The organism is Flexilinea flocculi (assembly GCF_001192795.1).
In the GTDB taxonomy this organism is placed as follows: Bacteria; Chloroflexota; Anaerolineae; order Anaerolineales; family Anaerolineaceae; genus Flexilinea; species Flexilinea flocculi.
The window spans coordinates 2,137,576-2,158,551 of record NZ_DF968181.1; the positions used below are offsets into that span (position 1 = coordinate 2,137,576).

Consider the following 20,976-nt stretch of genomic DNA (forward strand, 5'->3'; position numbering starts at 1 on the left):
CCCCCCTTTTTTTTAAATTTTCCAAATTTCAAATCGCTGATAAAAAGAATTAGCTCTTGCAATTTTTAAGCCAACTTGCTATAATAAAGTCATTGAAGTGGTAAAGATTCCCATAAAGTGGTAGACTGGCCAGCCAGTCTTCTGTTTTTTTAAAGGACAAAATAGAATATATGTTCACAGGTATATACGAACATACAATCGACAAAAAAGGCAGAACATCGCTTCCGGCTCGCTTTCGCAGTTTACTGATAGAAGGCGCCTATATTTCGGTTGGCCTTGATAAAAACCTGGTCATTTATTCTATACCATTCTTCGAAAAAATGGCAAATGACGTATCTGATTTCAGCCTTGCTGATCCGGTAGCCCGAAAATATCGGCGCCGCATGTTTAACAAAGCAGAGTTAATCGAATTTGATGCCAACGGTCGATTCCTGCTTCCGACCTACCTTCGTGATGAATTCAACTTCCAGGATGGCGACAAAATCATTTTTGCAGGTTCTTCTGACTATATCGAAATTTGGACGGAAGAAGAATGGAAAAAAGCAGAAATTGAAGCTTTCCACGACGAGAAAATCTCCGAAGATTTTGCGAATCTTTTGAACAACCGCTAATGATAACCGACGAGATTCCTCATTATTCAGTGATGCGACAAGTTGTGATGGATGCCTTATTGCCCGGTCCAGGCAAAACCTATGTCGATGGAACCTTAGGCGCGGGAGGGCATACAGAGTCGATATTATCAGCATCTTCACCGGACGGAAAAGTAATTGCCTTCGAATTAGATCCACAAGCGATCCAAATTGCCACTGAAAGATTAAAATCTTTCAGTGATCGTTTAAAAATCATACATGATTCGTATAGTTCAATGTCCTCCTATTTGGATCAGAATAAACCAGTGGACGGTATACTGTTGGATCTTGGCGTTTCATCCATGCAAATCGACAATCCCGAAAGAGGCTTTTCATTTCAAAAAGAGGGTCCTCTGGATATGCGATTCAATCCGGATCAATCCATATCGGCATACCAGATTATTAATCAATATCCGGAAGAAGAACTGGCACGTATTTTATTCGTTTATGGAGAAGAACGTAAAAGCCGCCAAATCGCAGCCAGAATTTGTTCCATCCGAAAAAACAAACCGATTCAGACCACGACAGAATTGGCTGCTATCATAGCAGATGCCATGAAACAACCACGTCAAAAGATCCACCCTGCCACGAAAAGTTTTCAGGCGATTCGAATTGCCGTCAACGGCGAGCTCGATGCAATTGAAAAAGTTTTACCGATGGCGGTCAGTTATTTAAAGCCCGGAGGAAGGCTGGCAATCATATCATTTCACTCATTGGAAGATCGGATAATTAAACATTTTTTCCAATTCGAAAGCCGAAATTGTATCTGCCCGCCCAACCAGCCGATCTGCACCTGCAATCACACAGCTTCGATAAAAATCATTACACAACATCCGCAGATTGCAAACAGTGCTGAAATCGATACGAATATTCGTTCCAGAAGTGCAAAACTTCGAGTTGCAGAAAAAATTGGAGAAATACGATGAAAACCATTCAAAGCGCTTATCGATTAGCTCCATGGCGGAAACAAGTTCAAAACATTCTAAATGTAATCATTGTGTTGGTATTCATTGCATCCGTAACGATGATCTACCTGTATAGTTCAGCTCAAATGACAAAAATGAAACTGGAAATACAGAAGTTACATGAAGAGAGAAGCAATTTAACCAGAATGATTGCAGATTATTTGACACGTGAAGGACAAATAACATCTTTCGACGAAATGGAAAAAAGATCCCAGCAGGCTGGTTATATTCCTATCGATATGAATGATGAAGAAACATACACCTATCTTCCAATTGCAGGATTTCGAGAGGACAATTACAGCGGTTTAGATAATGTTCCTCGGAATCTTTCAATACCGGTATCGATTGTAAAACCAGAATATACAGAAAGTCTTCAACGATGGTTAAAAGAACACGTATCGATTAAAAAGCGTGGTGAATAATGGACCGTATTGATTTCCGTCTCAAATTACTGGTGATTGGTTTAAGCGTCTTTTTCGGGGTAGTATTCCTCCGAATTCTCTATCTCCAGACGAATGCTTCTGCAATTGCGCTGAAAGAAACCATTGGACAGGCTTTTGAATATCGAACATTGGAGATAAATTCGGAACGCGGAAATATCTATGACCGTCAGGGATATCTCTTAGCAGGAAATTCAGTATCCTACACAGTATCACTGAAATTACAAGCATCCAATTCTCATGGAGAATTTATTGCGAATTATCTCGCTCCGATTTTAAACATGGATCATGATGTAATAAAGAAATCAGCAGAGATAAAGTTCGATGAAAAAAAAGCGGTTGAAATGCCATTAACCAATTTTGCGACCAAAGAACAAATCGAAAAAATTGATCAGGTAAAATCCTTCCTTAGTCAAAGGGAAGTGTCAAAAATCGAAAGCAAGTCAAAAGCTATGGAAGATTTGGACTCCGTTGTCTATTATCCAAATATCCACCGCTATTATCCTAATAAAGATCTGGCATCCAATGTCATTGGATTCTTTCCTTTTCTGAATCCATCAGCAGGAGCATCCTATGGAATTGAGCAAGAATATGATGACATTTTATCTGGCCACTCCATTGAACATCTTTTTTCGCTGGATCCCAATATACCGGATACAATACCGGACATGCCCAAAGGGGCTTCCATTGTTTTAACGATCGATCGAAAAGTGCAAAGCATCGTCGAAGAATCAATCAAAGAAGCAGTGGTCAATAACAAAGCGAAGAGTGGAACAATTATCATTTCGAATCCAAAAACCGGTGAAATTATGGCGATGGCTACTTATCCAAGAATTGATCCGAATGAATATTGGAAATCTTCAGAAGTGTTCACAAAAGACAATCGCTTTAATCCGGCTGTGATGCAGCCGTATGAAGTCGGTTCAGTATTTAAAGTAATAACATTGGCAGCTGGAATCGATGCCGGAGTGATTAAACCCGAGACGATTTTCAATGACACCGGAACCTATAATATCATGGGAGTCAGTATCTATAATTGGGATCGTGGCGCCTGGGGACCGCAAACAATGATTGGCTGCATGCAGCATTCATTGAACACCTGTTTATCCTGGATTTCGGAACAAATCGGTGTGGAAAGGTTTTACAAATATCTCGATGCATTTGGATTGAATCAACCGACAGGAATTGAGCTGGCGCATGAAGAGTATTACCCGATTTCCAAACCCGGCGATAAATATTGGACACCTATCAACCTGCCAACGAACTCTTTCGGACAAGGAATCATGTCCACACCGATTCAGATGATTACAGCAGTAAATGCGCTTGCCAACGGCGGGAAAATGATGAAGCCTCATATCGTAAAAGCCATCTATTTTGATGATCATACGGAAATTACACAACCTGAGGTGATTGGACAACCCATTAGCGCTGAAACAGCAAAGACTGTTACAGAAATGCTTGCCACTTCTCTGGAAGTGGAAGCATCAGATTCACTGATGGAATATACTCGAATCGCAGGGAAAACAGGAACTGGAGAAATTGCGAAAGAGGGTGTTGGTTATGTTCTAAGCGTGACGAATGCATCTTTCGTTGGATGGGGACCTGTCGATGACCCGCAATTTGTAACCTATGTATGGCTTCAGGAACCGTTGGTAAACATATGGGGATCTGAAGTCTCAGCGCCATTATTCAGCGAGGTTATGACAAAAGTTTATCCTTATTTGCATCTTCCGACAGATCGTCAGTTGGCATGCATCTATACGGAGAAATGTCCTTCAAAAGATTCCGATGAATATTATTATTGGTAGTTTTCATGTAGGAACCTTTTCGCACAGTAGAAATATGAAAGAAAGGAAATGCCGTGTTCACATTAAATGAAGTCCTCCGGGCGATAACCGGTAAACCAATCAACACACAGGATCGCTTTTTCAGCGAAGCGACTGTAGACAGCCGTCAAGCAATTCGTGGCGCCATGTTTGTTGCAATGGAAGGGGAAAATACGGACGGCCATCAGTTTATTCCACAGGCATTTAAAAAAGGAGCTCTGATAGCCCTTGTACAAAAAGACTGTGCGGAACAATTTACATCGATTGATTTACGAAAAGAAGCTGTTGATGCTTTTCAGCCGGATCAAATACCCTCATTTCCGTTTTGCATCCGCGTAGATAACACACTGAAAGCACTACAGGACATCGCAGCTTACCATCGGAATCAGATTGATCTGAAAGTAATCGGCATCACAGGTACAGTAGGCAAATCGACAACAAAAGAATTGGTTGCAGAAGTCCTCAGCCAACGATATCACACATTAAAGAATACAGGAAATTTAAATAACGAAATTGGATTACCGCTTACTTTACTGCGTGCAGGAAAAGGGCATCAACGTGCTGTTCTGGAAATGGGATTCTATGTACCTGGAGAAATTGATTTGCTATGTCAAATTGCTAAGCCAGAAATCGGCGTCATCACCAACATCGGCACCGTTCATGCAGAAAGAGCCGGATCGATTGATGTTATTGCAAAAGGGAAAAGTGAACTGATACGGTCATTGCCGCCAAATGGATATGCAATTCTGAATTATGATGATCCGCTTGTTAAACCGATGGCTGAGCTGACCGAAGCAAAATCCTTTTATTATGGTTTAAATCCGGATGCAACGATATGGGCTGACCAGATCGAATCATTTGGTTTGGAAGGAATTCGTTTCTGTCTTCATTACAAAAATGAAAGTTATTATTTGCGGATTCCGCTGATTGGACGTCATTCCGTTCACACCGCTCTGCGTGCTGCAGCGGTTGGTAGAGTTGAGGGATTAAACTGGAGTGAAATTTTTAAGGGATTAAATCATGCGCAATCGCAGCTTCGCATGGCAGTCATTCACTCAGAAGATGGCGCTCTGATCATTGATGACACCTACAATGCATCACCTGATTCAACCATGGCTGCTTTAAACCTGCTGCATGAAATGAGCGGATATAAACTGGCAATTTTAGGAGAGATGCGTGAACTCGGACAATACGAAATACATGGACACACTATTGTTGGAGCCCGTGCAGCAGAAGTCTGCGATGAACTGATTACAGTGGGTATAAAGGCAAGAATCTTAGCAGAAAGCGCTTATAAAACCGGATTGGCATCATCAAAAATTCACTGGTTTGAAACGGTTCCGGAAGTCATTGATTTCCTGAAAATTCGAAAACTAAAAGAAGGTGAAGTAGTCTTGATCAAAGGATCCAGAGGACTGCAAATGGAACGAATCGTTGATGTAATGGAGACAAAACAATGAAAGAGACTCCCCTGACCCTTGCCTTATCCATTTTAGGATTCATGATGACTGTTATTTGGGGCGGTCCCTTTATACGGTTGCTCCATGTCCTAAAAATCGGAAAGATGATCCGCATTGATGGACCGGACACACATATGTTAAAGATGGGGACTCCGACAATGGGCGGTATTATGTTCATCATCCCCACTTTATTAGTCAATGCTATGTTGAATGCAGCATCGTTGTTGGGAGTAAATATCATGGGGCAGACCTTTGTCCTTCCAATGATTACTCTGATTCTGTATGCCTTGCTCGGATCGATCGATGACTGGGAAGGAATTCGCGGACCGCGGCGCGGATTGGGTATGCGAGCGAAAACGAAATTTTTACTTCAAATCATCATCGCCATCTTTCTTGCCTGGATCATGAAACATTATCTGAACGTTTCCTATATTTACTGGCCAAATTATCAATTTCCAATCGATTTAGGCAATTGGTTCATTCCAATCGCCGTCTTTTTTATCGTCGGCATGTCAAATGCTATCAATTTAACGGATGGACTGGATGGATTAGCCGGCTTGATATCTGCTACTGCTTTTGCCGGTTATGGAGCCATCGCACTCATGGTAGGTCAAACCTATGTCGGCAGATTCTGTTTCATTTTAGTTGGTGCTTTATTTGGCTTTCTTTGGTTTAATGTCAATCCGGCAGAACTCTTTATGGGGGATTGCGGATCCCTCGCATTAGGCGCGACATTAGCAGTTGTCGCATTGCTGACCGGTCATATTTTAGTCCTTCCCATCATTGCCATCATTCCAGTCAGTGAAGCCTTATCAGATATCCTCCAAGTAGGGTATTTCAAATATACACATGGCAAGCGCCTCTTTCGAATGGCACCGCTTCATCACCACTTTGAATTACTGGGATGGAGCGAAGTTCAGGTAGTTCAACGGTTTTGGCTGGTCAGTTTATTGTTCTTGATGTTGGGATTTGCAATTGCGATGCTGTAGGTCCAGAATTCGCAAATTCGGTCTTAAGTTATGATGAATTCTTCGCGAGGAGAGAATCTTTGAAAAAATTTGACTGGTACGGGAAAAAAATTTTGATGTTGGGAGCAGCTCGTCAGGGACAGGCTATTGCCCGATACATGTCGGAACACGGCGCTGAAGTGATGCTGAGTGATGCAAAACCATTCAACAAATTATTCCCGGCTTTTGACGCATTAAAAGATCTTCCAATCCATTGGGTCACTGGCGGACACCCTGTCGAATTATTGTCGGATGTCGATTCTGTCTTTGTAACGGGAGGCGCAGATCTTCAAATCCCGATTATTCGAGAAGCTGTCTTTCGAAACATTCCGATACAAAATGACACGCAGGTTTTCTTAAGCGCCGTTCAGGCTCCGGTGATTGGAATCACAGGCTCTTCGGGCAAAACGACAACTACCACCCTTACCGGACGAATCGCAGAGGCACAAAAAAAAGAAGAACAGCATATTTGGGTTGGTGGAAATATTGGTAATCCACTGCTGACATTCGTGGATGATATCAAAAAAGACGATATTGTAATTTTGGAGCTATCAAGTTTTCAATTAGAAATCGCAACAATCAGTCCAAGAATTTCAGCAATTCTGAATATTACACCGAATCACCTGGATCGTCATGGAACAATGGAAGCTTACATAGCGGCGAAAAAACATATCATAGATTACCAGAATGAGATGGATATCGCAGTATTAAACCGCGATGATAAGATTTCATGGAATTTAAGAAAAGAAATTCATGGCAGACTGATGAGTTTTGGGTTTGTAAAACCCGTTGATTGTGATCATGAAGCAGCGATCTTTTTGGAAAATGGGATGATCAAACGCTGCATGAAAGGTATAGAGGAAGATCTTTTTAGCGCTAATTTAATTCGTCTACGAGGAAGTCATAACATAGCGAATGTTATGGCTGCATGCGCCATTGCCTCAGCTGCCGGATTCTCACCAAAAGCCATGCGAGAAGGAATAGAAAATTTCTCAGGAGTAGATCATCGTCTTCAATGGGTCAGAGAATTCAATGGCGTCAATTGGTATAACGACTCCATCGCGACAGCACCTGAAAGAACGATGGCAGCGTTGAAAAGTTTCGACGAACCGCTGGTTTTACTGTTGGGAGGCCGCGATAAGCATTTACCCTGGGATGAATTAGCTGACCAAATCCATCACCGTGCTCGCTGTGCAATTCTTTTCGGAGAAGCTGCACCATTGATAAAAACTGCATTGGAAAAGGCACAGACAACAGACAGCAGCCTTGCAGTTATTGTGTGTCACACATTACAGGAAGCAGTGGCTGCTGCAGCTTCTCAGGCACAGGCTGGTGATGTCATTCTCTTATCGCCAGGTGGAACCAGTTATGATGCCTTCAAAGACTTTGAGGAAAGGGGGAAACAATTCATCGAATGGGTACTTCAACTGAAGTAACTTTTTTTAAGAGCAAAAAGACACGAGTATCAACAAAACTGTTAATCGATGTTCCCCTTTTGATTACAGTGATTATCCTCGTCATAATTGGACTGTTGATTCTCTATTCAGCCAGTTGGAACTACGGTTTGCAAAAATTTGGATCCAGCACCTATATGGTGACAAGACAGGCTGTTTGGATTTTTTTGAGTTCCATTACGGCAATTGTTTTGACGATGATTGATTATCATTTTTTGAAACATACAGCAACGCTCATTCTGGCAGGGACTTGTGGACTGTTGCTAATAGTTCTCTTTATGCCCTCCAGCATCCAGGGAACTACTCGTACGGTTTTAACCGGATCTGTTCAACCGTCCGAACTTGCAAAAATTGCTTTGATCATTTACCTGTCTCATTGGTTAAGTAAAAAACAGGAAAGCCTCTCTACACTTTACTGGGGTTTTATTCCGGTCATCGTCATTATCGGAATCATCGGCGGGTTAATCCTGGCTCAACCCGATGTCAGTGCGACTATTACAGTCGTTTTTCTCGGTGGAATCATGTTTTTCATCGCAGGGGGAAACACCAAACATATTGGGGCAATCATTGTGCTGGCAATGATCATGATCTTCTGCGGTTACTTTTTATTCGATAAGGTCAGTACCCGGATCGATGATTTTATCCATGGTTTAACCGATCCGGCACAAGCATCCTACCATATTCAGCGGTCTATTGAAGCGATTCTTCGAGGTGGCTGGACCGGTGTCGGAATCGGGAAAGGGGTTGTTAAGCTGACAGGATTACCTGTCGCCTGGACAGACAGTATCTATGCAGTCATCCTGGAAGAAACAGGTTTGATCGGTGGAACGCTGATCGCTGCCCTTTATCTGATTCTTCTTTGGCGCGGTTTTGCGATTGCAGTCAAGGCTCCGGATAATTTCGGAAAATTGCTGGCAGCCGGAATCACGCTCTGGATCACCATAGAAGCAGCCGTTAATATCGGAGTGATGCTCAATATCGTCCCGTTTGCGGGGAATGCACTGCCGTTTATCAGTTTTGGCGGATCCAGCATGATCTGTACGATGGCTGGAATTGGAATTCTGATGAGTATTTCACGTTGTACAGCAATTGATTCTTTGGAAAATGAAAGGACAACACCGGATGCGTTTATTAGTCTGCGCAGGCGGGACTGGGGGTGGCGTATATCCAGCCTTGGCCGTAATTCAAGAAAGAAATAATAATCCGGAAGATGCCGTTCTGTGGGTTGGGTCTGAAGGCGGGATGGAATCAACCATCATCCAACGGGCTGGGATTGATTATACAGAAATTCCGTCTGCAGGTGTCCATGGGATCAGTCTCGCAAAATTGCCGGGGAATATTTTTAAGTTGATCAAAGGGTTTTTTGCATCCAGAAGAATCCTGAAGCAATTTAAACCGGATGTCCTTTTTTTCACAGGCGGATATGTCGGATTTCCAATGTCTCTGGCAGCAATTCGCTATCCACAATTGCTGTTTGTTCCAGACATTGAACCCGGGATTGCTTTGAAAGTCCTGACAAGATTTTCTGACACAATTGCTGTAATCTGTGAAGAGAGCAAAAAATTCTTACCAAAAAATAAACGGATCGCCGTGACCGGTTATCCAACAAGAAGAGATTTGAAAAGCTGGTCTCCGGCAGAAGCCAGAAAAACGATGAATCTCTCTTCCAGCAAGCCAGTTTTATTTGTATTTGGCGGAAGCAAAGGAGCACGATCCATTAATCAGGCAATTACTTCGAATCTCGATAACCTCCTTTCAATTTGTCAGATTATCCATATCACTGGAGAACCTGATTGGATTGAGATGCAAAAAATTCATGAATCGATCGATCCAATGTTAAAAGGAGATTATCATATAACGCCTTACTTGAATGAAGAAATGGGAGCTGCATTTTGTTCTGCAGATTTAGTACTTTCCCGTGCAGGCGCATCGACGATTGGAGAACTGCCGCTGTTCGGTCTGCCAGCAATATTAGTTCCATACCCATATGCGTGGCGCTATCAGAAAGTCAACGCGGATTATCTTTCTTCAAAAGGAGCTGCGATTGTAATTCAAGATGAAGAATTGAAGGACAGCGTCGTTTCCGTTATACAGGACCTGATGAAAAACCGGGAAAAGCTTACATCAATGAGGAAAAAAATGAGTGCTTTGGCAGTTCATGGCGCTGCCAGAAATATCGCCCTGCTGTTAGAAGAATTAAGCCTTCGGAAATAATAACGATATGAAAAATTTAAAGGGGAAACATATTCACATCATCGGAATCGGCGGTACTGGTATGTCAGCAATCGCATTGGTTCTGCACGAATTGGGAGTAAATGTGACTGGATCGGATCGGTCCAACTCGATTTCTGTAAGCCAATTAGAAAAAAACGGGATTTACGTCAAGATCGGACATTCCGCAGAAAACGTGAAGGATGCTGATATCGTTGTATATTCCTCTGCTATTGCAGAGGAGAATCCGGAATTGATCGAAGCCCGTCGGATGGGCATTCCTGCACAAAAACGAATGGAGTTTCTGGACAGCATTCTGTCGGAACGCGAGGTAATTGCGATTTCAGGAACACATGGGAAAACCACAACAACCAGTATGACTGCATGGATCTTAAAATCACTACAAATGCAGCCCGGATTCATCATAGGGAGTACTCCAAAAAATATCGGTAAAAATGCCGAAGCAGGCAAAGGAAATTTGTTTGTGATCGAAGCGGATGAATATGATCGCATGTTTCTTGGGTTGCATCCAGCGATTGCTGTAGTGACAAAGATTGAACACGATCATCCTGATTGCTATCCAACAGAATCGCAATATTTGAGTGTTTTTTCTGAATTCCTGGCAAACACACGGGAAAACGGTATTATTTTGCTGAACTCAGATGATCCGAAACAAGCCTCATTGTCGGAAAAAGTAAATTCTCTCGTTAAAATATATACTTTTGGCATCGAAAAAGCTTCTGATTTTCAGGCAGAGAAATGTGAAATCACAGAAAATGGCTGTTATCGATTTGTTTTTTCAGACAATCTTCAAAAGAAACAAACCATTATTCAGCTTTCGATTGCAGGCAAGCATAATGTCTATAACGCACTGGCAGCATTGAGCATTTGCTCTTTGAAAGGACTGAATCTGGATGATGCAGCAGATGCATTGAAAAATTTTCAGGGAATTGAACGAAGATTCGAAACCATCGCCGAATGGAACGGGATTAAAGTCATTGATGATTATGCTCATCACCCGACTGAAATCAAAGCGACTCTGACTGCGGCGCGGGATGCTTTCCCGCATAGACGGATCTGGGCTCTTTGGCAACCGCATACATACAGTCGAACAAAATCGCTTCTAAACGAGTTTTGTGATTCTTTTAATCTTGCGGACGTGCTTTTCGTAACCAATATTTATGCATCCAGAGAAAAACAGACTGACTTCGGTTTTGAGGATTTAAAAACAGCTCTCAAACAAAAATATCCGAAGGCGTTCTTTGCGGATACCAACGAAATGGCAGTTGAATTGTTAAGACAGCAGCTTCGTCCCGATGATGTTGTCGTCACCCTCTCTGCCGGTGATGCCAATCAGTTCGGACCGGCTGCCATCCATCGCATGATCGATGATATGAAAACGGATTTCAACGTTAAATACAGCAATACGATTCAACACAATATGCCATTATCGCAATTTTCGCGTGCGCTCTGTGGCGGCCCTGCCAAAGAAATCATCACAGCAAATTCAATAGAAGAATTGATAGAAATCATAAAGTTCTATCAAATCAATCACGATCCGTATAAAGTATTCGGTGGGCTTACCAATGTCCTTTTCAGCGATAACGGATTTGATGGAACCGTAATTTTGAATCATTCTGCAAAAATTGCCATCTATCCCCAAGGTGATTCCGCGGTAGTTATTGCCGATTCCGGTTTACCGTTGATTTCGGTTGTCAAAACATGCGCCGAAACAGGATTGGAAGGATTTGAATGGGCATATGGAATTCCTGGAACGTTGGGAGGGGCTGTTTACGGTAACGCAGGCGCTTTTGGCCATGAAACCAAAGAACTTGTAAAAACAATCACATTATTAAAAGAAGATACTGAAGTAATTGAAATTCCCAATGAAAAAATGGGATTCGGTTATCGATCCAGCATCTTAAAAGACAAATTGATGAGGGGTACCGTTCTACGAGTTGCAATGGAGCTGAATTATGGCGATCCGCTCGTCATTAAAGAAAAAATGGATCAGATCATCGCGAAACGACGCGTTGTTCATCCGGAAGGTAAAGGTAGTTTAGGATCAGTATTCAAGAATCCAGCTGGATTTTATGCTGGAAAACTGATCGAAGAATGCGGATTAAAAGGAAAAACTATCGGAAGGGTTCACATTAGTGAGGCACATGGAAATACGATTATTACGGAACCCGGTGCGAAAAGCGCTGATTATGTGGCTTTAATGCAATTGATGCAAAAAGAAGTCAAAGAGCGTTTCGGGATTGATCTGATCCCTGAAATTGAAGTTCTACCCTGACACAACCTGCAAAGAGGAATCCTATGATAAATCGGAACAGACGAAACAGCACAACTAATCGTACTCAGCAAAAAACTGCTGAACCTGTTCGCCTGCAAAAACGAATTTATCACGATCCACTTTCTAATCAAGAAACGCATTCGGGTGGTCATAGACAAGCGAAAAACCGATCGGTCAGTTCAAGAGCCGTTTCCGGGATTCTTAGTATTTTTCTTGGACTTGCAGCAGCAGCTTTTACTTATCTGCCAACTTTTCGAATTCATAAGCCAGTCATTCATGGATATTCTGTGATTAATGTTGAGGAAATTGCGTATTATACAGGTCTGAATAATTTACCTTTCTATCAAGCTGATCCTAAATTCATCCGAGAAACCTTATTAAAAAGATATCCGGAAATCAGAGATGTCAAAATCAATCTAAGTTTCCCATCCTCAATTGAAATCCTGATGGAACAAAGAAAGCCGATTATCGAATGGGATTTTGGAGGAAGCAAGTTTTGGATTGACGAAGAAGGAACTGTAATTAAAGAGAATTCTTCGGATGAAGAATTAATTTATGTTCTTGCCAACAGCTTTCCAGGAGCAAAAAGTCGTTCTGATCGGAAAATACCCTCCTCCTTCAGTAAGAATGTTCTGCAAAGCATCATTCGAATAAATGAAAAGTGTCCGAAAGGGAAAACCCTTTTTTATACCTATGACAATGGTTTTGGATGGGACACACAGTCAGGTTATCGTTTATGGCTTGGGAAAAATAGTAACGCGCTGGATGAAAAGCTGAAAATGGCGGAAAGTATTCAGGAATATTTTAAAAAAGAAGAAATTGAGCCTGATATGTTAAGTCTCGAATTCACGCATGCCCCATATTATCGGTTTTCGGAGTAAAACGCATGGAAAAAAGGATTGTCGTCGCAATTGATGTCGGAACCACAAAAGTGTGCACTTTGATAGCACAAATCGAAAGTGAAAATCATATGCGAATCCTTGGCGTTGGGATTGAACCATCTCAAGGAATTCGCAAAGGATCCGTTGTTGATATTCCTCTTGCTGCCAGTTCAATTGCTGAATCCGTTCGAAAGGCAGAACGAACCTCCGGGCTGGAAGTTACAAGCGCAATCGTGAGTGTAGCCGGATCTCATATTTCTTCGATTAACAATAAAGCAACAGTCGGTATTGTCGGTGGCGTGATTGATCACTATGACGTCAATCGAGTATTGGAAGCTGTACGGGCGATTCCTGTCCCTCACAATAAAGTAATTATTCATCCACTCCAAAGAACATTCAGTGTTGACGGCGTCGATGGAATTCGCTCACCCATCGGAATGTTCGGATCCAGATTGGATGTAGAAGCTCATATTATTATTGGATCAGAATCCTCGATTGAAAACCTGCGGCAGTGCATTATGACTGCTGAAGTTGAAGTAAATCAATGGGTGCTCAATCCGTTGGCAGATGGCGAAACAGTCCTGACCGATATCGAAAAGCAAATGGGTGTGATTGTATGTGATATTGGCGGAGGAACGACAGATCTGGCGCTATATATTGACAGTGATGTCTGGCATACGAACGTGATCCCGGTCGGCGGCAGCCATATTACATCGGATATTGCACAAGCTTTCCACCTTCCGATTAGCCAGGCGGAAGAGGTCAAAAAGCAGCATGGCCATGCACTGCCGGATTATATTGGTGAAGAAGAATATTTTTACTGTAAAACATTTGGAAAAAATGAGGCTGCCAAATTCAACCGCAAAGAATTATCTCAAATCATCCATATGAGAACTGAAGAAATCTTTCAGTTGGTTCTTCAGGAAATTAAGCGATCCGGTTATGACAACTTATTGCCAGCCGGAATGGTACTTACAGGCGGAACAGCTCTTCTTCCTGGTATCGATGAATTAGCTTCAAACGTTCTCAAAATGCCTGTCAGAATTGCCAAACCTGAAAATCTGACCGGAATGATCGACCAGTTGAACAGTCCGGCTTTTTCAACCAGTGTCGGCTTGCTTTATTGGGCAATGATCATGCAGGAAAGTACAGAAACGCAATCGAAAAAGAAAATCGGTAATGAGTCACTGGATAAAATTAAAACCTTTCTTAGAAATCTGCTTCCTTAAATCGTACCTGAGGATTTAGACAAAGCAGGAAAAAAAGAATCGTTCAACAATGCAATGGAAAACAAATTAGAGAAAGAAGAGGAACCGATGGAAGCAAATTATCAAAATTTTGGTGAAAGCTTCGCAAGAATTAAAGTGATTGGTGTTGGCGGAGCCGGCTGCAATGCAGTCAATCGGATGATTGATGAAGGAATGCAGGGTTTGGAATTCATCGCAATCAATACTGATTCTCAGGCACTGATTGCATCAAAAGCTGATAAACGTGTCCGAATTGGCGATAAATCGACCCGCGGATTGGGCGCCGGCGGAAATCCGGAGGTTGGCCGCACAGCTGCTGAAGAAAGCCGTGATGAAATTCGTGAAGCACTGGTTGGCGCCGACATGGTTTTTATCACCGCCGGCATGGGCGGCGGAACCGGTACGGGCGCAGCTCCCATCGTTGCCGAGATTTGCCGCGAGATGAATGCATTGACAATCGGCGTTGTCACAAAACCTTTTGATTTCGAAGGACCGCGTCGTGCAAAATCTGCGGAAGATGGCATAATAAACCTGAAAGATCGTGCGGATACGCTTATCGTAATTCCAAATGACCGATTGCTTCAGATTGTTGACAAAAAAGTTTCACTGAAGAATGCTTTCTGCCAGGCTGATGATGTTCTCCGTCAGGGTATTCAGGGTATTTCCGAATTAATTACAGTCCCTGGATTAATCAATCTCGATTTTGCTGATGTCCGAACCATTATGTCGGAAGGCGGAGCAGCATTGATGGCAATTGGAATCGGAAAAGGCGAGGATCGCGCTCGGGCAGCAGCAGAAATGGCAATTTCAAATCGATTGTTAGATATTACCATCGATGGAGCCCGAGGAATTCTGTTCAACGTAACCGGTGGTGAAGATTTGACACTTTATGAAGTCAATGAAGCTGCGGCGATTATCAAAGAAAGCGCACACCCGGATGTAAATTTCATATTTGGTGCGGTCGTCGATCCCAATCTTAAGGATGAAATACGGGTTACTGTGGTAGCAACCGGTTACGATCAACCAACGAAAACGACACCGATTATTAATGCAAAACAGTCTTACAACGAGATGGATTCCCGATTTAAGGTCATGGGAAGCCGGACACCAATGACACCGGTAAATGACAGAAAAGATATTCTGCCGCAAAATCGTCAGAAAAAACAGAACGAACAATCCGACTTTTTATCAAACAGTCAATTAGACGTGCCGCCATTTATGCGGCTGATTGCAAAGGATTAAAGTATGAATGGCAAATTTCATAAACCATTGATGCCTTTTGGGATCAATGGTTTATGATCAAAAATAAAAGATAAAGACAGATGAAACTGAAACGAACAGGCTTTTTTTCCAACCTATTCGACTTATTTTCGTTGTATTTTCCCATGGACAACGCTGATTTCAGTTAATCCATCTATTTCAATCATTTAAGATTTGAGTTGGATAGCGGTGATGATCAGCAATTTGAAATATCGATTGACTTTTCAAATTGCTGGATGATGATTACCTGTTATCAAATTGAAGTTATAAATGACTGATTGAATACAATATTTCGAATGAGGGGGAAATTTTTTATAGATCTTATGGTTTTGCGCTTTGGGCAAAACCATAAGATCTATAATTTTTCTTTCCTGTAATCTGAATTATCGCTCATAATTCGAAAAGCTTGTCCTTATTTCGAATTTCAGTTGGTTGAAATTCAATATGGATACAATCTGTAGTAAAATTTACCTGTTTCTATAATACATAAGGAGTTCGCATGTCAAATTTTGATATAAAAAATGAGTCGCTTGCCGAAGGCGGCCGACGCCGCATTGATTGGGCAGCACGAGAAATGCCTGTTTTAAGCCAGATTAAAGAACGCTTTCTGAAGGAAAAGCCGCTGAAAGGTTTACGTATGTCTGCATGTCTGCATGTGACTGCCGAGACTGCGAACCTGATGCGAACACTTCAAGCTGGTGGTGCTGACGTTGTGCTTGTTGCATCCAATCCGCTTTCAACACAGGATGATGTCGCTGCATCGCTGGTCCTCCATGAGGAAATACCGGTTCATGCAATCAAGGGGGAAGATAACGCTACTTATTACAAACACATTGAAGCGGCATTAGCACATAAACCTCAAATTACAATGGATGACGGCGCAGATCTCGTCAGTACTATTCATAAATCCCATCGTGAATTACTTCCGGATATTCTTGGCGGTACAGAAGAAACGACAACCGGAGTGATCCGCCTCAGAGCAATGGCTGCGGATAAAATGTTAATGTTCCCGGTAATCGCTGTCAATGATGCGATGACAAAACATTTCTTTGACAATCGCTATGGCACGGGTCAATCTACGTTAGACGGTATCATCCGCGCGACCAATATTCTTATTGCCGGCAAAGTATTTGTCGTTGTGGGTTATGGTTGGTGCGGCCGTGGTTTAGCCCAAAAAGCACGAGGAATGGGTGCAAACGTGATCGTTACAGAAGTTGATCCATTGAAAGCACTGGAAGCTGTGATGGATGGTTTCACGGTCATGCCGATTCTGGAAGCATCAAAAATTGGTGACATTTTCTGCACAATGACCGGCGATATTAACGTCATCGATAAAAACCATTTTGAAGTTATGAAAGATGGAGCGATTGTTGCCAATTCCGGACATTTTAATTGCGAAATCAATATTCCAGCTTTGGAAAAAATGTCTGTAGAGAAACGGTTGGTCCGCCCGTTTGTTGATCAATATCGATTAAAGGATGGACGCTTGATCCATATTTTAGGCGAAGGACGACTCATCAACCTGGCATCAGCAGAAGGACATCCTGCATCGGTTATGGATATGTCATTCGCCAATCAGGCGCTCTCAGCAGAATACATGGTTAAAAATTACAAAACGCTTGAGAAACAGGTGTATACAGTACCGACCGATATCGATACTGCCATAGCGGCTCTTAAATTAAAATCCATGGGTATCAGTTGTGATGTTCTGACAGAAGAACAGGTACACTATCTGAATTCATGGGAATCAGGGACATAATCAGGAGACATAAAAATGTCAACGTCTCGGTGGTTCATTATTCTATTAGGGGTATTGATCCTCTTATTATCGGTTTCTGCCGTTGTTTTTGCAGCGGAAGGTTCAGATTCCTTTGAAGCAGACATCATGAAACTTCAAAAGAATGGCAGTCTCCCTACCAGAACCTGGTCCTATTCAAAAATCGATGATTTTGAAGACCATTGGGCTCAAATGTATTGGTATCGCTGGAATTCGTTCAAAGAGGATGTCAAAGATTTTGTCATTCGGGCAAAAATCAGTTGGAATTCTGCCAGCGATACTCCGCAATGGGACAGTTCCGGTTGCGGATTCATTTTCCGCGAAAATGACGGCGAACATCTTCGCGCTTCTCTCTTTCTGGACGGATTTGTTCATCTGAAAGGAATCCAGGGATTTGACGATCTTTCTTATCAAAAAACACCTTATGGGCCTGCAAGTCTGACCGGTTCAAAAAATGTGGTTCTCTCAGTTTATGAAAATCGCATATCAATGATGGTTGACGGAAAAGTCGTTTTCAAACGCAGTGATCTGGCATTGAAGGATCCCGGTACACTTGGATTTGTCATCGATTCAGGCACAAATTTGGGTGACGGAATTCAATGCAAGTTTTCTGACGTCGAGTTATATGTCCTGAATTGAGCTGACTATTCGAAACGTGAATGATTCATCCGATAAGGAAAGAAAACGCATTTCGAATCGTTTGCATTAAAGTTCACAAGAAATATGAAGAAAAAGGAGCGCATTATCGAAAGCGCTCCTTTTTTCATTCCATAAACTCTGTATTTCTATTCGTTTCCAGTTTTTCGCAGAACAATTCCAATTTCATCGTCATCAACTTGAATTGAAAAAATCTTTTCAAATCCAGGGATATTTGCTTCTTCAGGTTTCTTATCATCCCTGCTGAAAAGGATATAATCCGCGTTTTCTTTCTCATAAACCAAATTGATACGAGCGCGATCGCTTTCTGCGAGTAATCCTCGATTAATACTTCCTGCTTGTGTGTAAGAATGATCAATGATTATCTGAGGCCTCGAATCATGATCAATAATGTACTGTAGAAGATCTCTGGATGCAACTCCCCAATAATCACCAGAAAAATAAACCGAATATTTACTCGCAAAGGGATTGAAGTAGACATATTCATAGGGATGATTGACCCATATCCAAATAACATTAAAACCGAATGAAAGCACTAGAAAAAATATTAATCCGACTTTTTTTGCAGAGTGCCAAAAAGATGGATTGTCTGAACCTCGACAGATCCGAACAATCCCAGCTACCGCCAAATATACGATAGCGCTGTAGGCAAAATAACAGTGCCGCCAGCCATTATAAATAATCACATCAAAAGCAATAATCACGATTATCGGCAGAAAACCGGAGGAAATCACAAATAGATCCATCAACTCTGAAAAATTTTGAAATTTGATGAATCGATTTTTAACTTGTTGCCACAAGACAATAAAAAATCCAATTCCGCTGTAAAAAAGATAAATAAATGGAGTAGTGATTGTGATCCATACAGGAATAAAATACCAGACTTGTGTTGTATCGACAAGTTTGCCAAGAAATAAGTTTCCGGTTGATCCGTGGTTCGGATGCCGTCTGTTAAAAGCAAAAGTTTCCAAAGCAGTCTGAATCGGGTGCTCCCAGAAATTTGGCGTGATGATATAGAAAACGCTTGCGCTGACAAGGAACAAAAATAAAACTGAAACGAGTGTCTGTTTTGAAATTCTCTTCTGGTTGAGAAATTCAAGGAATACAAAGGCAATAATGAGCGGGTAGAATACAATACCATTCAGTCTTGTGTTACAGGTAAATGCCAATATGATACCTGTAAGAGCCGCATTTTTATAACTTTTGGTGTGAAACCAGCGAAGGATGAATGCCAGACTGATGATATACCATGCAAAAAAAAGGATATCTTTATTATTATAAAAACTCTCTGCAAAGAACCGCGGAGTCAGAATCACCATCAGTGTTCCCAGCAAAGCCCAGTGAACCGCCTTAAAGCGAAACAGAAGCAGTCGATAGAAACAAATCATTGCAATAAAATAATTAAGAAATGTGTAAAAATGACGCAGCGAATAAAATTCAATTGGCTGCATTTGAAAATTAAAGAGGCTTTCAATCACGACAAGCGGAAAATGAAGCGCTATTCCGTAGTAACGATCGCGGTATTCATGAAGATCCGGCAGATACGCAAGCCATGTCGTGGTCGATTCAGGGACAGGGATTTGAAGGGTTTCGATGACATATCGAAAATTCACCAGGGATGTTTGACGTTCCATCCCTTCATCCGGACCGCATCCATAATCGTTGAACAAAAATAAACCAATTACGGCATAAAGTGCAAAAAACAAATAGGGACCAAAACGTGAAATGATCGAAAATCGTTGCGTTCTCATGCCGTAGATTATAAAACAGATTCTCCCCTCTTTTCCAGCAATTCGCAATATGAGTAGGATTCTATGTTGGTGTGATGGTTTTGTGCTTCACGTAAAACCATCACACCAATAAGTTTTCTCTCTCGATGCGAATAGCAAGTCGATATTTTGAATCGCAGCCAAATTCTGAAATCGCTTGTTGTATAATTAATCCATTGCTATCGATGACGGGAGAAAAAATGGAAAACGGAAAAATGACGTCGAATCCAGTAGTTCAATCGTACGAGAAATACGATGAAGATTTACGCTTATCTGCTGATAACGTACGACGGCTGGAATATATGACCGCAATTGAATATATGAATAAGTATCTGAAACCTGGCGACAGTGTTTTGGATGTCGCTGCCGGAACTGGAGCTTACGCGCTGTATTACGCAGCGCGCGGTGTGCAAATGACAGCGTTAGACATCACTCCTTCCTATATCGATATTCTTCGTCAAAAAGCAACCGATCAGAACATACATTTAAGCACATTCGTTAATGATGCCAGAGACCTTTCAAAGTTCAGTGATCAATCATTTGACCATGTCTTTTGTATGGGTCCAATTTACCATCTGCCAGACGAGGAAGATCGTGAAAAGGTAATGCGCGAAAGTATACGGGTTCTAAAACCTGGCGGGCTGTTGTTCCTGGCATATATCAATAAATACTTCGTCTTTTCTCATCTTTCATCAGAAAACAAACAGTTCTTACAAGAAAAATGGTTCCAAAAGATCATCCAAGAAGGCGTGATGCGTTCCTCAGATGAAGACTGTTTCTGGACAGATACCTGGTTCACGACACCAGGCGAAATTGAAACGTTGGTAAATAAATTTCATCTGGAAAAAATCCATCATCTTGCGCAAGATGGCATCGGAAGAATCCTTGCAGATCAGGTGAATGCAATGAATTCTGAATATTTCAAACGCTGGGCTGAATTTCATATCCGCACCTGCGAGGAACCATCAATCCTTGGAATCAGCAATCATGGTCTCCTGATTGGAAAGAAACGATCCTGATCAATTCTTAGTATCGATGGGAAAAGGATATTCATAATACAAGCAGCAATTCGAAATCATGAAATTATTTTAAAATCC

General features: G+C 41.8%; 17 protein-coding genes. 16 read left to right on the forward strand and 1 reads right to left on the reverse strand.

Annotated elements, in window-relative coordinates:
• Positions 1 to 170 precede the first annotated feature (170 nt).
• The 15 genes from ATC1_RS13845 to ATC1_RS13915 all read left to right on the forward strand — a co-directional run bounded on the left by ATC1_RS13845 (position 171) and on the right by ATC1_RS13915 (position 18,092).
• The gene (locus tag ATC1_RS13845; RefSeq protein WP_062283562.1) at positions 171 to 611 is read left to right on the forward strand and encodes a division/cell wall cluster transcriptional repressor MraZ; all 441 of its coding nucleotides are present in this window, start codon (positions 171 to 173) and stop codon (positions 609 to 611) included.
• Complete coding sequence (gene rsmH / locus ATC1_RS13850) at positions 611 to 1,555, forward strand: 16S rRNA (cytosine(1402)-N(4))-methyltransferase RsmH (RefSeq protein WP_062283565.1); 945 nt, start codon at positions 611 to 613, stop codon at positions 1,553 to 1,555. Before ATC1_RS13845 ends, rsmH begins: the two co-directional genes overlap by 1 nt.
• Entirely contained in the window at positions 1,552 to 2,016 is a 465-nt protein-coding gene (locus ATC1_RS13855; protein ID WP_062283568.1) for a hypothetical protein, read from the forward strand. The genes rsmH and ATC1_RS13855 overlap by 4 nt, the downstream gene beginning before the upstream one ends.
• Positions 2,016 to 3,842 (forward strand): peptidoglycan D,D-transpeptidase FtsI family protein, encoded by a 1,827-nt coding sequence (locus ATC1_RS13860; RefSeq protein ID WP_062283571.1) that lies wholly within the window; start codon positions 2,016 to 2,018, stop codon positions 3,840 to 3,842. Before ATC1_RS13855 ends, ATC1_RS13860 begins: the two co-directional genes overlap by 1 nt.
• 53 nt (positions 3,843 to 3,895) lie before the next feature.
• Entirely contained in the window at positions 3,896 to 5,320 is a 1,425-nt protein-coding gene (locus ATC1_RS13865; protein ID WP_062283573.1) for a UDP-N-acetylmuramoyl-tripeptide--D-alanyl-D-alanine ligase, read from the forward strand.
• Positions 5,317 to 6,309 (forward strand): phospho-N-acetylmuramoyl-pentapeptide-transferase, encoded by a 993-nt coding sequence (gene mraY / locus ATC1_RS13870; protein ID WP_062283576.1) that lies wholly within the window; start codon positions 5,317 to 5,319, stop codon positions 6,307 to 6,309. The genes ATC1_RS13865 and mraY overlap by 4 nt, the downstream gene beginning before the upstream one ends.
• Before the next feature lie 59 nt (positions 6,310 to 6,368).
• Complete coding sequence (gene murD / locus ATC1_RS13875; protein WP_062283579.1) at positions 6,369 to 7,763, forward strand: UDP-N-acetylmuramoyl-L-alanine--D-glutamate ligase; 1,395 nt, start codon at positions 6,369 to 6,371, stop codon at positions 7,761 to 7,763.
• Positions 7,742 to 8,980, forward strand: a complete 1,239-nt coding sequence (locus tag ATC1_RS13880) for an FtsW/RodA/SpoVE family cell cycle protein (RefSeq protein WP_082174854.1) — start codon at positions 7,742 to 7,744, stop codon at positions 8,978 to 8,980. Before murD ends, ATC1_RS13880 begins: the two co-directional genes overlap by 22 nt.
• Positions 8,904 to 9,995 (forward strand): undecaprenyldiphospho-muramoylpentapeptide beta-N-acetylglucosaminyltransferase, encoded by a 1,092-nt coding sequence (gene murG, locus ATC1_RS13885; protein ID WP_172667795.1) that lies wholly within the window; start codon positions 8,904 to 8,906, stop codon positions 9,993 to 9,995. The genes ATC1_RS13880 and murG overlap by 77 nt, the downstream gene beginning before the upstream one ends.
• 7 nt (positions 9,996 to 10,002) lie before the next feature.
• Positions 10,003 to 12,288 (forward strand): UDP-N-acetylmuramate--L-alanine ligase, encoded by a 2,286-nt coding sequence (gene murC, locus ATC1_RS13890; protein ID WP_062283590.1) that lies wholly within the window; start codon positions 10,003 to 10,005, stop codon positions 12,286 to 12,288.
• A gap of 23 nt (positions 12,289 to 12,311) precedes the next feature.
• The gene (locus tag ATC1_RS13895) at positions 12,312 to 13,169 is read left to right on the forward strand and encodes a cell division protein FtsQ/DivIB (RefSeq protein ID WP_062283595.1); all 858 of its coding nucleotides are present in this window, start codon (positions 12,312 to 12,314) and stop codon (positions 13,167 to 13,169) included.
• A 5-nt stretch (positions 13,170 to 13,174) separates the two neighbouring features.
• Positions 13,175 to 14,398, forward strand: coding sequence for a cell division protein FtsA (ftsA, locus tag ATC1_RS13900; protein WP_062283598.1), 1,224 nt, complete (start codon positions 13,175 to 13,177; stop codon positions 14,396 to 14,398).
• 87 nt (positions 14,399 to 14,485) lie between these two features.
• Positions 14,486 to 15,658: a cell division protein FtsZ gene (ftsZ, locus tag ATC1_RS13905; RefSeq protein WP_062284182.1), complete on the forward strand. Its 1,173-nt coding sequence runs from the start codon at positions 14,486 to 14,488 to the stop codon at positions 15,656 to 15,658.
• A gap of 517 nt (positions 15,659 to 16,175) precedes the next feature.
• Positions 16,176 to 17,435 (forward strand): adenosylhomocysteinase, encoded by a 1,260-nt coding sequence (gene ahcY, locus ATC1_RS13910; protein ID WP_062283601.1) that lies wholly within the window; start codon positions 16,176 to 16,178, stop codon positions 17,433 to 17,435.
• A 15-nt stretch (positions 17,436 to 17,450) separates the two neighbouring features.
• A complete protein-coding gene (locus tag ATC1_RS13915; protein ID WP_062283604.1) occupies positions 17,451 to 18,092 on the forward strand; it encodes a hypothetical protein in 642 nt (213 codons plus the stop codon).
• A 146-nt stretch (positions 18,093 to 18,238) separates the two neighbouring features.
• Here ATC1_RS13915 and ATC1_RS13920 read toward each other — a convergent pair whose 3' ends face one another.
• Positions 18,239 to 19,861 (reverse strand): ArnT family glycosyltransferase, encoded by a 1,623-nt coding sequence (locus ATC1_RS13920; protein ID WP_062283607.1) that lies wholly within the window; start codon positions 19,859 to 19,861, stop codon positions 18,239 to 18,241.
• 218 nt (positions 19,862 to 20,079) lie between these two features.
• Here ATC1_RS13920 and ATC1_RS13925 point away from each other — a divergent pair, with 218 nt between their 5' ends.
• Positions 20,080 to 20,898, forward strand: coding sequence for a class I SAM-dependent methyltransferase (locus tag ATC1_RS13925; RefSeq protein ID WP_062283609.1), 819 nt, complete (start codon positions 20,080 to 20,082; stop codon positions 20,896 to 20,898).
• Positions 20,899 to 20,976 lie beyond the last annotated feature (78 nt).